This window comes from Delftia sp. Lp-1 (genome assembly GCF_020523835.1).
GTDB lineage: Bacteria > Pseudomonadota > Gammaproteobacteria > Burkholderiales > Burkholderiaceae_C > Comamonas > Comamonas acidovorans.
In genome coordinates this window covers 858,364-872,793 of sequence record NZ_JAJALJ010000001.1, presented here as the reverse complement: position 1 = coordinate 872,793, position 14,430 = coordinate 858,364, and the positions used below count along the sequence as shown (strand labels likewise).

Annotated in this window: 9 protein-coding genes; all 9 read left to right on the top strand. The window is 65.3% G+C overall.

The annotated features are described in order from the left end of the window. Positions 1-35 precede the first annotated feature (35 nt). Positions 36-2,264 (top strand): pilus assembly protein N-terminal domain-containing protein, encoded by a 2,229-nt coding sequence (locus tag LGR64_RS03770; RefSeq protein ID WP_230355002.1) that lies wholly within the window; start codon positions 36-38, stop codon positions 2,262-2,264. Beyond that, positions 2,261-4,018 (top strand): ATPase, T2SS/T4P/T4SS family, encoded by a 1,758-nt coding sequence (locus tag LGR64_RS03765; RefSeq protein WP_141834133.1) that lies wholly within the window; start codon positions 2,261-2,263, stop codon positions 4,016-4,018. The genes LGR64_RS03770 and LGR64_RS03765 overlap by 4 nt, the downstream gene beginning before the upstream one ends. Beyond that, complete coding sequence (locus tag LGR64_RS03760; RefSeq protein ID WP_141834130.1) at positions 4,015-4,884, top strand: type II secretion system F family protein; 870 nt, start codon at positions 4,015-4,017, stop codon at positions 4,882-4,884. The genes LGR64_RS03765 and LGR64_RS03760 overlap by 4 nt, the downstream gene beginning before the upstream one ends. A gap of 10 nt (positions 4,885-4,894) precedes the next feature. Next, the gene (locus LGR64_RS03755; protein ID WP_141834127.1) at positions 4,895-5,827 is read left to right on the top strand and encodes a type II secretion system F family protein; all 933 of its coding nucleotides are present in this window, start codon (positions 4,895-4,897) and stop codon (positions 5,825-5,827) included. Beyond that, positions 5,827-6,213 carry a DUF192 domain-containing protein gene (locus LGR64_RS03750; RefSeq protein WP_141834125.1) on the top strand — a complete coding sequence of 129 codons (387 nt, stop codon included), beginning with the start codon at positions 5,827-5,829 and terminating at the stop codon, positions 6,211-6,213. Before LGR64_RS03755 ends, LGR64_RS03750 begins: the two co-directional genes overlap by 1 nt. A 113-nt stretch (positions 6,214-6,326) precedes the next feature. Further along, positions 6,327-7,547, top strand: a complete 1,221-nt coding sequence (locus LGR64_RS03745; RefSeq protein ID WP_230355001.1) for a hypothetical protein — start codon at positions 6,327-6,329, stop codon at positions 7,545-7,547. Positions 7,548-7,612: 65 nt separating this feature from the next. After that, positions 7,613-8,536: a TadE/TadG family type IV pilus assembly protein gene (locus LGR64_RS03740; protein ID WP_141834122.1), complete on the top strand. Its 924-nt coding sequence runs from the start codon at positions 7,613-7,615 to the stop codon at positions 8,534-8,536. Further along, positions 8,536-13,842: an RHS repeat-associated core domain-containing protein gene (locus tag LGR64_RS03735; protein ID WP_230355000.1), complete on the top strand. Its 5,307-nt coding sequence runs from the start codon at positions 8,536-8,538 to the stop codon at positions 13,840-13,842. Before LGR64_RS03740 ends, LGR64_RS03735 begins: the two co-directional genes overlap by 1 nt. Further along, a complete protein-coding gene (locus LGR64_RS03730) occupies positions 13,800-14,348 on the top strand; it encodes a hypothetical protein (protein WP_230354999.1) in 549 nt (182 codons plus the stop codon). The genes LGR64_RS03735 and LGR64_RS03730 overlap by 43 nt, the downstream gene beginning before the upstream one ends. The last annotated feature ends 82 nt before the right edge of the window (positions 14,349-14,430 follow it).

Here is a 14,430-nt window from a genome sequence, read left to right as displayed (position 1 = left end):
CCTGCCTTTTTCATCGCTCCATGCGCCTGATCCCAATGTCCATCCGTTCAGCCCCCACTGCATCCCTGTCCGCCCGCTCCAGTCCAACGCCCTTTCTGCATGCCTTGCGCTGCGGCTTCGTGCTGGCACTGGGCTGGAGCCTGGCCGGCCCGGCAACAGCCCAGATACCAGAGGATGCAACAGGCTCTGCGCAATCCCTCGGCATGCCGGGTGGATTCGCGCCCATGCTGCAGGGCGTGCCCAGCCGCGAGGCAGCGGCAGGCCAGCCGTACCGCCCCATACAGAAACCGGACGACCAGGCTCAGGTGCCGGAAATCGAGATGTTCGTGGGCGAATCGCGCGTCTTCCCCAGCCCCGGCGTGGCGCGCATTGCCGTGGGCAATGGCCGGGTGCTGACGGCCGCCGCGCTGGACGAGCGCGAGGTCATCATCTTCGCCAACGAGGTTGGCACCTCCTCGCTGTTCGTGTGGAACGCCGACGGCCGATATCAGCGCGTCAAGATCCATGTGGTGCGCGGCGACACAAGCCGCCATGCGCGCGAGATCGCAGCCTTTCTCAGCACCATCCCCAACGCGCGGGCCTCCATCATTGGTGACAAGGTCGTGGTCGAAGGGGACCATCTCAGCGATGTCGATCTCAAGAAGATCGAAGACCTCAGAAAGCACTACCCGCAGATCATCAACTTCACCAACCAGATCGGCTGGGAGCAGATGGTGCTCATGGACGTGAAGGTGGTCGAATTCCCGGTCAATGAGCTGCGCGAATTCGGCTTGCGCTGGACCGCCCAGGGCGGGGCCAGCGTGGGAGGCATCTGGTCGCCGGCGCGGCGCGGCCATCAGCCCGGTCTGGTCATCGGCGTCCAGAACCCGCCGATCACCCCGGAAAGCGGTGACAAAGGCCCGCTGCCCCGAGGCCTGAACGTCCTCACCGCCGTCAACATGGGCCTGACAGCCAGGCTGGACCTGCTGGCCCGTGACGGAAAGGCCAGCATTCTTGCCCAGCCCCAGCTGTCGGCGCGCAATGGCTCCAAGGCCGAGTTCCTGGCCGGTGGCGAATATCCGTACTCCGTGGCCACGATCTACGGCCCCGTGGTCATGTTCAAGCCCTACGGCGTCAAGCTGCGCATCACGCCGCGCGTTGACCGCAACGGCGTCATCAGGGCCGAGATCGACAGCGAGGTCAGCAACATCGACCCATCGTTCTCCACGCCCTCGGGGCCCGGGTTGAGCACTCGGCGCACCTTCACCGAATTCAACGTCCAGGACGGCGAGACCATGGTGCTGGCCGGCTTGCTGTCACGCAAGGGTGGCGACAACGTCGACAAGGTTCCCTTCCTGGGAGACCTGCCCGTGCTGGGTGCCCTGTTCCGGTCCCAGCGATTCCAGAACGAAGAGACCGAATTGGTGGTCTTCGTCACGCCCACGGTGATCAACAGCCGCTCGCCGGGCCTGCTGCAGCGCGTGGAAGACGCCGGTGCGCGCCTGGGCCAGCGCTACGGTCCCCAGCCCTACCTGACCGAACCCGGCCCTGCGCCCGAGCATCCTCCCCGGCTGGCGTCCCTGCCTGTGGCCAGCGCAAGCGCCAGCATCGCGGCGCCTGTGCAGGAACTCCCCGCGCCAGTGCGGCCCCTGCCCGCACCGGCCACCGCGACCCTGCCCGAACACTGGCCCGCCCTGCCGCACACCGGCAACCCGCTGGCCTCCGCAGCAGCAGCGGACAAGCCGCTGGTCAACCACTGGCGCGTGGTGCATGACGGGCTGGCCTTGCATGCCGAACCTCGGGCGCAAAGCGACACCCTGCTGCAACTGGGCCAAGGCAGTTTCGTGCGTGCCGCACCCGGTTCATCTGCCGCGCACTACCCGCACTCCGGCTGGCGCGCGGTGGCGGTCGCAGCCCTGACGGGCTGGGTGCGCGATGAAAGCCTGCAGCCCGTCGCGCACGTTCCCGGCATGAAGCCCGCACCCGACGGACCCCATGCGCGCCAGGCGCGGCAAGGCCGGGCTCTCACGCCCCATGAATCCGGCGCCACCACGGGCCACTCCGCACCAGGCATCTACCGCGTGGGCCTTGATGGGCTGGCCCTTCGCGTGTCCCCCGACATCAACGCCCCCGTCCTCCAGAACCTGCCCGTGGGCAGCCTTGTGCAAGTGCTGCCCCAGGCCCCGCAGGCCCAGTTCTCGGCCGTGCGCATTGATGACCGGCTGGGCTGGGCCGAGACCCAGTGGCTTTCACCCCTGACCTCCGCAACCGGCAGCCCCCAATGATCGACCTTGAAATCATCCACCCCGACGGCCGGCGCCAGCCGTTGAGCGTGCCCGATATGTGCTCCATCGGCAAAGGCTCCCAGTGCGAAGTCCGCCTGGACAACTGGCGCCTTGCCAAGGAGCACGCACGCCTTTTCACCAGCCCCTCGGGCGTGCTGATCGACGACGCAGGCAGCTTCGGCGGCGTGCTGGTCAACGGTCAGCGCATCACCGCCCAATATGGCCCGCTGCAAAACGGCGACCTCATCGGCATTGGCCCGTTCCAGTTGCGCATCCTGAACAGCGGTGAAGAGCCGCAAGCCGCGCCTTTTCCTGTACCGGCCGCAGCGCATGCCGCCACCACAGCGCCCATGCAGAGCACACAGGACACGCCGCTGGCAGCGCCTGCCGACGCGCCCGAGCCTGCGGCAGCCGAGCCCGGGGACGCCCACTTGCAGGCGCTGCAATTCGAATGGCGCAAGCGCCTGCACACCAAGCTCATCGACACCATGGACCTGCGCCGCCATGACGTCTCCAGCATGTCCGACGAACACCTGCGCGCCGAGGCGGACCGGCTCATCGCCAGAACGCTGCAGGACATGGACGACGAGATACCGGCCCAGCTGGACCGCAACGCGCTGCGCAGGCAGGTTCTGGACGAGGCCGTGGGACTGGGGCCGCTGGAGGAATTGCTGGCCGACGAAACGGTCAGCGAAATCATGGTCAACCGCTTCGACGAAATCTATGTCGAGCGCGCAGGGCGCCTGCAAAAGCATGCCCTGAGCTTCACCAGCGATCGCGCCGTCATGGGCGTGATCGAGCGCATCGTGGCACCGCTGGGCCGGCGCATCGACGAATCCTCGCCCATGGTCGATGCACGGCTCAAGGACGGCTCACGAGTCAACGCCATCATCGCGCCGCTGGCACTCAAGGGCTCCACGCTGACCATCCGCAAGTTCGCCAGGCGCAAGCTCAACGCCGCCGACCTTGTGCAGTTCGGCGCGCTCAGCCCGGCCATGGCCGACTTTCTGCGCATCTGCGTGGAGGCCCGCAAGAACATCATCGTCTCGGGCGGCACGGGGTCTGGCAAGACCACGCTGCTCAACATCCTGTCCAACTTCATCCCGTCCGGCGAACGCGTGATCACCGTCGAGGACGCCGCCGAACTCAAGCTGGCCCACGAGCACCTGATCAGCCTGGAGTCGCGCCCCGCGAATGTCGAAGGCAAGGGCGGCGTGCCCATCCGAGAACTGGTACGCAACACCCTGCGCATGCGCCCGGACCGCATCGTGGTCGGCGAATGCCGCGGCGCCGAGGCGCTGGACATGCTCCAGGCCATGAACACGGGCCATGAGGGATCTCTGACCACGCTGCACGCCAACACCCCGCGAGACGGGCTCGCCCGGCTGGAGACCATGGTGCTGATGGCCGGCATGGAACTGCCCTTGGCGGCCATACGCGAGCAGATCGCCAGCGCCGTGGACATCATCGTGCAGCAGACCCGCTTTGCCTGCGGCACACGCCTGGTCACCCACATCTGCGAAGTCAGCGGCATGGAAAGCGGAAAGATCCAGCTGCAGGAGCTGTTCCGCTTTGCCAACAAAGGCTATGCCGCCCAGGCCAACGGCCTGGCCAAGGTGCAGGGCCTGTTCACCGGCTGCGACGTCGTTCCCCACTTCTACGACGAACTGCGCGCCAGCGGCCATGCGCTGGACCTGGACATCTTCCGTCCGGGCTCCGAGAGCGCGGACCTGCATGCCGGAGAGCGGCCATGAGCGGGCTCTCGCCAGACACCGTCCTGGCCCTGATCACGGCCGTGGTCGCCCTCTCCGTCGGTCTGCTGACATGGCTGGCCTTGGACCTGGGAGGCTCCACGCTCAGGCGCTACCGGGCCGGCTTCACAGAGCGCGCCGGCTTTCAGGCCGCGGAATTCTTTCTCTTCATCGACCCGCGCAAACTCTTCCTGGCCAACCTGGCAGTCATGTCGCTGGGCGGCGTCCTGGTGTGGCTGGTCAGCGGCAGCCATCTGCTGGCTGTGCCCGCCTTCTTCGCGCTGGGGCTACTGCCCCGGCTGCTGTACCGACACATGCGCAAGCGCCGGCTGCGCAAGTTTGAAGAGCAGTTGCCCGATGCGCTGATGATGCTCAGCGGCGGCCTGCGCGCCGGCATTGGCCTGAGCAGCGCCATCGCCCAGCTTGTTGCCGAGTCCCGCCCGCCGCTGAGCCAGGAGTTCTCGCTGATGCTGCGCGAGCAGCGCCTGGGCGTATCCCTGGAACAGGCACTCAATCACCTGAGCCTGCGCGTGCCCACCCAGAGCACCGTGCTCATCACCTCGGCCATGCGCATCGCCAGCGAAACCGGAGGCGGCCTGGCCGAGACCATGGAACGCACGGCCTCCACCGTGCGCAGCCGGCTGCAAATGGAAGCCAAGATCGGCTCCCTCACCGCCCAGGGAAAACTGCAGGCCTGGGTCGTTGGCGCCCTGCCCCTCGTCCTCATGCTCATCCTCGACCGGATGGAGCCGCAAGCCATGTCCATGCTCTGGCACTCCCGCGTGGGCTGGGGGGCGCTGGCCGTGATCGCCTGCTTCGAGGCCATGGGCATCTATGTCATCCGAAAGATCGTCGCCATCGACGTCTGAAGGCCGCGCCATGGACTCCAACACCGTGATACTCGCCCTGATCGCTGTGGCAGCCGGACTCAGTGCTGCCCTGGTGGCCTGGCTCCTGGGCCACTCGATGAGCAGCGTTCCCGCCGAGGACCGCAGCTACAAGGATCCGCCGCCACTGGCCTTGCGCATGGTCTGGTGGCCCATCCAGTGGATCAGCCACCACCTGTCGCCCCGGCTCGGAACGGGCAGAACCGCGCAAGCCGTGCAACTGCGGTTGCGACAGGCGGGACTGGACTACGCGCTCAGTCCTGCGCAGTTCATCGCCAGCCGCATCGTTGGCGCCGGGATGGCCGCGCTGGCGGCCTGGTGGCTCGTCTCCAGCTTCGACGGCCTGCCCCGGGGAGCCGATGGCGGCGCACGCCACATCGCCCTGCCCATCTATCTGCAGGCCATGGCCGCAGGTGCACTGCTGGGCTGGGCCTACCCCGCCATCTGGCTCAGGGATCGCATCGCCGTGCGCCGGCGCGAACTGCTGCGCATGCTGCCTTTCTTCCTGGACATCATCACGCTGTGCGTGGAAGCCGGCCTGAACATGCAGGGCGCCATGACCCAGGCCGTGGCCAAAGGCCCCCAGGGACTGGTGCGCGACGAATTCCAGCGCGTGCTGCGCGACATACGCGCCGGCAAGGCGCGTGCCGAAGCACTGCGCGGCATGGCCGAGCGCCTGAACGAACCGAGCGTCGCCAACTTCACCTCCGCCGTGATCCAGGCAGAGAGCATGGGCATGAACCTCGGCCCCGTGCTGCGGGCACAGGCTGATCAGCGCCGCTCCGAACGCTTCATGCGCGCGGAAAAACTCGCGATGGAAGCGCCCGTGAAGATGCTGTTTCCGCTGATCGCCTTCATCTTTCCCTGCACCTTCATCGTCTTGCTGTTCCCCATAGCGATGAAGCTGCTGAACTCGGGACTGTGATGCAGATGCCGCCCTCCCCCTTCCTGGTGCGCCAGGCCTGCGGCTTCTGGCAGCGCCTTGCCGGCCTCATGGGCCAGGCCCAACCCGCCGCCCGCTGCGCATTGCTCATCGCGCGCTGCACCAGCGTGCACACCTGCTTCATGCGGCAGGCCATCGACATCGTCTACCTCGACGCACAGGGCCGCATCACCGGCCTGCGCCCAGGCGTTGCGCCCTGGCGCCTCAGCCGGGGCGAACGCGGCAGCAGGCATGTGCTGGAGATGTGCGCCGGAACCATCTCCCGCCAGGGCATGGCACCGGGCATGCAACTGCGGCCCTGGCCCATAGAAGGAGCCCGCGCTGCATTGGCCGTCTGCTTCTTCGGCCCAGGCGGGCCCATGTCATAGCGCAACGACAAGGAGGTACCCAGACAACGCAATTGCCAAGACGCCAACCGACGCACAACACCCTCAGGCCCCATTCGGCCTTCCTTCATGACTTATTGAACGGCTCGACAGACATGCACCATTCATCCACCACCACTCCCACAGACCGCAGCACCACGCATATGCGCCTGGCCCATCCCCCCTCCTGGCTGCTGGCCTGTGCCATGGGCTTGGCCCTCACCGCCTGCGGCGGCGGCTCAGGCAACGACGGGGGCGCGGGAGATGCAGGCACAGGCACCGACGGAGGTACCCGCTCCGGCGTCTTCATCGCCGCATCCGGCCCGCTGTGCACCAAGCGCAGCAATACGGGCAACTGTGTACAGCCCACGTCCTCGGCCATCGAGGAGGCCGAACTGGTCAAGACCATCATCGACCCCGACGCGCAAAAACCGCTGATCGACTTTGACGCCATGGGCTTCATCATCAACAACGTGCTCACCTACAGCCAGGAGCCGGGCATGCCCCCCAAAGGCAGCATCACCACCCCCTCCTACGGAATGGAAAGGCGCCACATCCAGGCGGGGCGCAACACCTTCACGATCGCGGGACGCAGCTATCCCAATGCAACCTATTTCCCGACAGCTGGCCACACCCAGTACAAGAAAGAGGGCATCAACGCCGCCGTCACCTTTCGGATAGGCAGCCCGCAGGACCACCAGGAAGGGGAATGGGGCACAAGCCTGGACGAAAGCCGGAACATCAGCGTAAGCGGCAGCATGCCCAACATGCGCTCGGAAAACACCGGCTGGATGTCCGGCCTGCACCTGCTCACCGACCAGGCCGATGCGCCCAAGGAAAAGGCCGTCATCTACGTGGGCTCGGTCGCCCCGTCGGGCGGCACAGGTGAAGCGCTCAATGAGCACACCACCAACAGCCTGGGCACAGGCGTCAGCTACGAAGCCGAACTCGACACCAGCACCGGCATGCTCACCGGCGTGATGATCGACTTCACGGATCCCAAGAGCCAGCGGCGCACCGTCCTGGAACTGCCCCCGCTGAAATTCGAGAACTCGCGCCTGACCGATGCCTCGCGCCGCCAGCGCATCGACATCCGGCTCGAAGGCCCGGGCAGCGATTCACGAGCAGGCGCCCCGCTGCCGGACACCGCACACACGCAGCTGGACTTCAGCCTCGACGGCCTTGAAGGTGAAATCACCGGCAAACAGGCGCAGACCATCCAGATCCTTGGTGGCGGCCCCAAGGGCTTCATGCAACTGGTGCTGATGCGCAAGGACAGGGTGGACCCCGAGGACCGCACTGTCGACATTCCCCTTGTCCGCCCAGCGCAGCCCTGAGGCATGAACCATGGCCGGCGCAAGGGCACCAGCCCGTCCGCTGGCCGCAAACCTGCAGGCATCCCATGCGCCAGAGCACCTCTTACCGCAGGCCGCGCCAGCGCGGCAGCGCCATGGTCGAGTTCACCGTGGGCGGCCCCATCATCACCCTGCTGGGGCTGGCCCTGCTGCAGTACGGCCTGGTTTTCTTCAACAAGAACCAGATCAATCACGCCAGCTTCATGGCCGCCCGCGCGGGCACCATGGCCCATGCGCGCATGGACGATATCCGTGAGGCCTATCTGCGCGCCATGGTTCCGCTGTATGGCGGCGGCAGCAACAGTGACGAACTGGCGGATGCCAAGACAAAGGCCAAGGCCGACCTTGAAGGCCACCTGCGCATCGACCTCATCAACCCCACGAGAGAAAGCTTCGAAGACTGGAGCGCCACCCACCTGGAACAGAGATACGGCGTCCCCGCCATCCCCAACGCCGGCCTGGCGCACCGGGACAAAAACATAGGCAGCAAGTCGGGCCAGAGCGTGCAGGACGCCAACCTGCTCAAGATCCGCGTCACCCACGGCTACGAACTCAAGATCCCGCTGGTGCGCGGCATCTACCAGCACTACCTGCGCTGGCTGGACGACGGCAGCGACCCCTTCCACACCGAACTCATACGGCACGGTCGACTGCCCATCGTCGCGCAGGCCACCTTGCACATGCAAAGCGACGCCATGCAAAGCGATGCCACGGTATCCATCCCCGACACAGGCAACAAGGGCAATCCGCAGGACCCAGGCCAGCCCGATACATCGGAACCCGGTGAACCGCCCGATTGCGAAACCGTGGGCTGCACCACGGTCGGGCCGCCGGGGCCGGGCGATGAGGGTGAAGAAGACGGTGACGGTGACGGTGGCGGAGATGGAGATGGAGGCAATGAAGGCGATGGCGATGGAAACGACAAGGACTGCACAGGGGCCGAATGCCCCAGTTGCGAGGGGAAAGCATGATGCTCACTAGGACGTACCTCATTCAGTTGCTGCACAGCGCCCTGCTGTGCCTCGCCGCACTGCTGGCCCAGGCCACGCCCACCCTGGCGACTGCCGCCCCCAACCTGGGCGGCGGCACCAGCAAATGCGACCCCACCGTGCAAAGCTGCGCCCCCGGCACGGGCGGCGGCATCGACCTCGGCGGTGGCGGTGGCGGTGGCGGCTCGGGCGGTGGCACCTGCACCCCCACGCCCGGCGGCAGCCCCTGCGGCGGCGCAGGCCCCGCCACCCAGGGCAACTCCAGCAGCACCCACCAGGGCGCCGGCAACCCCATCCACCTCATCAACGGCAACAAATACCAGCGCGAAGTGGACATGCCCGCCTTGCCCGGCGTGCTCGGCCTGGAAGTCGTGCGCCACTACAACAGCAGCAACAGCCGGGCCTATGTTCCCCCGGGCCTGCTCGGCCGCGGCTGGCTGCTCAGCTACGAGGCCCGCCTGTACGACCACCCCACCAACCTGCAGATCGTGCAGGCCGACGGCACCCGCATCATCTTCAGCAAGCTGCGCGAGCACCCCAGCCTGTGCGCCAGCGAGCAGCCGGGCAACGGCATCGTGCGCATTGAAGGCCCGGAGACAAAGGGCACCAAGGAAACCAAGCCCGGCCAGGAACGGCACTACACCTGGCAGTGGATGGACGGGCGCGAGCTGCGCTTCAACCACCGGGGGCGCCTGACCCGCATCAGCCTGCCCTCGGGCGAACAGGTTCGCCTGGACTACAACACCAAGGGCAACCGCCTGCTCAAGGTCACCGACCCGCAGGGCCGCAGCCTGCGCCTGCACTACGCCCAATCTTCGGGCGAGGGCAGCTTCACCGGCGTGCAGGCCATCGACACCCCGCTGGGCCGCATCGACTACCGCCACGGCAGCGCACCGTTGCCCGGCAGCACCCAGCCCCAGGCCAAGCTGAACGCCAGTCTCGTGCAGGTCAGCCTCCCATCGGCCGATGGCCAAGCCCCGGTCCAGCGCCACTACCACTATGAGGACCCGCGCCACCCCACCTTGCTCACCGGCATCAGCGTCCAGGGCCAGGGCAGCGACGGCAAGCCCATGAACGAGCGCATCGCCAGCTACGCCTACGGCGACACCGGCCGCGCCACCTTGAGCGTGCGCGGCCCGCCGGACAGCCAGCAGGAAAAAGTCACCCTGGACCTCAGCCAGCCCTGGAAGAACACCCTCACCAACAGCCTTGGGCAAACAACCACCTACCACTACGACACCATCGGCGGGCAATGGCGATTGCTTGAAGTGCGCGGCCCGGGCTGCGCCAGCTGCGGCCCCGGCGACATGCGCTACCGGTACGACGCGCAAGGGCGCCTGACCGAAGCCACGCGGCTCGATCCCGCAGGCCGCCCGCTGGAAGGCACGCGAACCGAGCTGGACCCCTTCGGCCGCCCGCTGGCCGTATACCGCATCGCCTACACACAAGGCCAAGCCCGGGCCCCGCAGCTGCAGGTGCGCTACGGCTACGACAAGGACCCCTGGAAGCAATACGGCCCCGAACTCATCGCCCGGCCCAGCGTCGTGCCCGGGCGCGAACATCAGATCCGCATCCGCTACAACAGCAGCCGCCAGCCGCTGCAGATCACCGAGACGGGCTTCAGTCCGCTGAACGCCCAGGGCCAGCCCGCAGGCAATGCGGACGGCGCCACGCCCATCGAACGCAGCACGCGCTACCGCTACACCGAGATCAACGGCCGCAGCGTGCTGGTGGACATCGACGGGCCGCTGCCCACCTCGCTGGCAGGCTATGACGACGGCAGCCCGGCGCAGAACGACCTCACGCGGCTGCGCTGGGACCGCAGCGGCAGCCACGTCACGCGCGTGCTGCAGCCCGATGGCACCGCCGTTGCGCTGGAGCATGACAAGGCCGGGCGCATCATCCAGATGCACAGCCGGGATCCCTCGGCCAAGGAGGACGAAACGGGCTGGCGCACCGAACTGCGCCACGACGCCCAGGCCCGACTGGTGGCCATGCGCAGCCTGGCCCCCGACACCAGCGTGCTGCAAGAGCAAAGCTGGCGCTACGACGCGCTGGGCCACCTCACGGAAACCGGCACCGGCGGCTGGCCCGGCAACGGGGACAAGACGGGCAATGCCGCCTATGCGGCCCAGAGCCGCCAGCACCATGACGCCCTGGGCCGCCTGCTGTGGAGCGCCGATGTCCGAGGCAGCTTCACACAGCACCGCTACGACACGGAACGCCGCCTGCTGCAGTCCGGTCGCTACGGTGGCCGCGCCGATGACGGCAGCCGCCTCATGGCCCAGGTGCAGACCTACCAGCCCGGCGCGCCAGAGCAGCCGCCATCCGCCGCAGACGAGGCCAGCACTGAACCTGCACCGCAGGCACGCCAGTTCTACGACGACTTCGGCCGCAGCGTCGCCACCCTCAGCCCCGACAGCGGCCTGAGCATTCGCGGCTACGACGCCACCGACCGGTTGGTCTCGGGCCGCGACGCCCTGGGCCAGCAGGCGCGCTACGAATACGACCTGCGCGGCCGCATCCTGCGCCAGACCATCACGCAACTGCCGCAAGATGGCGCGCGGCCACGCACCACCACCACCCGCTGGCGCTACCAGGGCCCCAGGCTGGTGGCGCTGGAGCATCCCGAGCAAAGCGAGGCCTACGAATACAACGACCGGGGCCTGCGCGTGCGCAAGCGCATCACCCGCCATGAAGAAAGCGGTGCAAACGGTGAAAGCGGGGAGAGCAGCCAGCACCACACCATCCACTACGAATACGACAGCCACGGCAGACTCTCCGCCGCCAGCCTTCCCGACGGCAGCTGGCTGCACTACCTGCGCGACGGCCATGGCCAGATCACCGGCCTGCAGCGGCAGCGCGTGCGCACTCCCTGGCTGCGCTGGCTCAGCCCGGCGCAAACCATTGCCACCGGATTCGAGCGCGACCTGGTGGGACTGCGCGGCTGGCAGGCAGGCAACGGCATCGAGGCCCGCTATCAGCGCAGCCGCGAAGGCCTGCTGGCGCGCATCGTCTACCGCCAGACCGGCAAGAACAACACACGCACTGCCTCTGGCACATCCCATGACTGGATGCTGGGCGCCCGGCCCACCGACATTGCAGAGCAACTGCTAGGCCTGACCCCGGCCCATGCGGCCGAGCCCATGCAGGCCAAGGCACAGACCACTGCAGCAACTGCCGCGCAAACGACAGCCGAAACGGCGCCCGACCAGCCCGGCGCCCTGGGCCAGCCCACCGACCCCCAAGCCCTGCTGGACATGCGCTACCTGTGGGACAGCCAAGGCAACCTGCTGCTGCGCCAGGACCACTACAGCCAAGCCCCGCAGACTTTGCACCAGGACAGCCATGCCTACGACATGCACGACCGCCTGATCGTCCAGGTCCAGCGCACTGGCCAGGAACTGCGCTCCAGCCGCTACCACTATGACGAGGCCGGCAGGCGCACCCTGGACCAGCAGAACGTGACCTCCGGCGATCTGCAGGCGGGCACGCGGGCCATCGCCTACCTGCCAGGCAGCCACCGCTGGAGTGCCGAGCGTGCAGCGGACCAGAAAGACACAACCACCCAGCGCACCCAGTACAACGCCAACGGCCAGCCCCTGCAGGCAGGCCCGCGCAGCTACCGCTGGGACGCATTGGGGCGGCTGGAACAGGTCAGCGAACAGGGCGCCCCGCTGGCCCGCTACCGCTACAACCACCGGGGCGAGCGCATTGCCAAACACACCGGCAAGGCCCAAGGAGGCAGCTGGGCGTACCTCTACGAATCCGGCCAACTCAGCGCCGAACTCGATGCCCAGGGCCGCATCACGCGCCAGTACATCCACCTGGGCCAGTGGCCCCTGGCCGTCATCGACACGCCCCAAGGCCGCAAGCCTGCGGATGTCGCCGGAACGCTGGGGCGCATCGTGCAGGACCTGGGCACCATCGCGGGCCGTTGGGTGGGCGGCGGCGGCGAACGCCTGGCCTGGCTGCACACCAACCACCTGGGCGCCGTGGAAGCGGCCACCGACACGCAGGGCCAGTTGATCTGGCGTGCCCGCTACACGGCGTTTGGCCGGCAGCAGGTGATGTCCCAACCTTCAGCCCCGGGCTTTGAAATGCCGCTGCGCCTGCCGGGCCAGTACCACGATGCCGAAACCGGGCTGCACTACAACCTGCACCGCTACTACGACCCGGACCGGGGCCAATACCTCACACCCGATCCCTTGGGCATGCCGGATGGACCCAATCCCTACAGCTATGTGCGGGGCAATCCGCTGCGGTATGTGGATCCGGAGGGGTTGATTCTGTTTGCGTTTGATGGGACCAATAATTCCAATCCACCGCCAGATAAGGATACTTGGTCCAACGTCTATAAATTCTATTTAGCGTATGACCAAAATATCAATGGAAAATCATGGTACATGAACGGCGTTGGCCGCTATGACGACGAAAGCAAAATTACAGCACCATGGAATGACCACATGGTAGCCAGTACCGCACGTGCGCGCGTAGACCATATGCTGAAAAACCTGGACAAATTCATGGAAGAGCATACGTTTGCAGAAGGCAAAAAGGTCAGTATCGATATCATTGGTTTCAGCCGTGGCGCAGCCATGGGCCGGGACTTTGCGAACCGGGTTGCCACCCGCATCAAAGAACAGCATTGGAAAGAGAAATCCGAGTGCATGGAGCTACGGTTTCTAGGCTTATGGGATACGGTGGCACAGTTCGGTGCAACTGGACGCCTCAATGATCAATGGCAACTGGCTATTCCGTCGGAAGTGCAGCATGTTTTTCAAGCAGTCGCACTCAATGAACATCGCCAATTATTCCCGGGGGAATCTATAGATCGGGGTACTCAACTTGGATTCATAGGCAGCCATGCAGACATTGGTGGCAGCTTTGGCACCGGGGATTTATCGAATGTGGCGTTGAACTGGATCGCTGAGAAGGCGAAGGAAAGTGGTCTGGCAATGAAAGGCTGGGAGGCCGCTGGCGACAAAAAATGGGGCACCATAACCGAACCAGTTCTGCACGACAAAAGCTTAACTCAATCTGGCGGCATTCCAGAAGATAGTCTATTTTGCCTGAAGAAGAACAACGAAAAAACAGGCGAATGTACGCACCGCCGTGTTGCCGAAATAGAGGGGATGACTCATGCTGAAGGCCAAAGATTCATCAAATACAGGGACAGACCTGGTTTTGACAGGGATGGTTCATCAACAATCACCGGCGACATAGATATGAAAGAGTATGCGAAATGGTTGAAAGAAAACTACGGACTGATCGTCGCATTGCAATAAGCTGTTTTTTTGCAGCAACATTATTGCCGACAATCGGTTGCGCCAGTCGGAGTAAGGGTATTGGCCTATCACTGGAATTTTACAATAAAGGTTCGTGCCCGCTAACAACCAGGAGATTTGATTTTGATGGAAAACGCGGGCCAATACCCGGCTATCTTGGCCCAAGCCTAACGGAGAGTAAAAATATGGGATTTATGCCGGGAGATATTAAAGGCGGAATACCGCAATCGGTAGAAGTGGAGTGGTTTCTACATAGCAAAGAATTCGCCGATTGGTCAAACAATACTCCAAGCGAAATAAAATACTCCAGCGCAAGTGATGAAATTTACAAGAAACTCCAGGCGACCAATCCTCATTACATACATCGCGTAGACCTCACCCCCATACTGACGCCAGAGCTCATCGCAAAAGTCCAAGCAGACCGCCCGAACACCCAATTGAAGATGATTGTCATATTTCGAGGTGACAAGGTGGGAATTACTGCGGAACCTTATAAATGGCGATGAATTGATACGCTTGCAACAATCCTGCATATGAAGAGGAAGGCCGGCGCATCCTGGACCAGCAGGATGTGACGCCTAGCGATCT

What these genes read in the sequence shown, in the direction of transcription:
- LGR64_RS03770 (WP_230355002.1), top strand. Translation starts at nt 36, where the DNA reads ATGTCCATCCGTTCAGCCCCCACTGCATCCCTGTCCGCCCGCTCCAGT.
- LGR64_RS03765 (WP_141834133.1), top strand. Translation starts at nt 2,261, where the DNA reads ATGATCGACCTTGAAATCATCCACCCCGACGGCCGGCGCCAGCCGTTG.
- LGR64_RS03760 (WP_141834130.1), top strand. Translation starts at nt 4,015, where the DNA reads ATGAGCGGGCTCTCGCCAGACACCGTCCTGGCCCTGATCACGGCCGTG.
- LGR64_RS03755 (WP_141834127.1), top strand. Translation starts at nt 4,895, where the DNA reads ATGGACTCCAACACCGTGATACTCGCCCTGATCGCTGTGGCAGCCGGA.
- LGR64_RS03750 (WP_141834125.1), top strand. Translation starts at nt 5,827, where the DNA reads ATGCAGATGCCGCCCTCCCCCTTCCTGGTGCGCCAGGCCTGCGGCTTC.
- LGR64_RS03745 (WP_230355001.1), top strand. Translation starts at nt 6,327, where the DNA reads ATGCACCATTCATCCACCACCACTCCCACAGACCGCAGCACCACGCAT.
- LGR64_RS03740 (WP_141834122.1), top strand. Translation starts at nt 7,613, where the DNA reads ATGCGCCAGAGCACCTCTTACCGCAGGCCGCGCCAGCGCGGCAGCGCC.
- LGR64_RS03735 (WP_230355000.1), top strand. Translation starts at nt 8,536, where the DNA reads ATGCTCACTAGGACGTACCTCATTCAGTTGCTGCACAGCGCCCTGCTG.
- LGR64_RS03730 (WP_230354999.1), top strand. Translation starts at nt 13,800, where the DNA reads ATGGTTGAAAGAAAACTACGGACTGATCGTCGCATTGCAATAAGCTGT.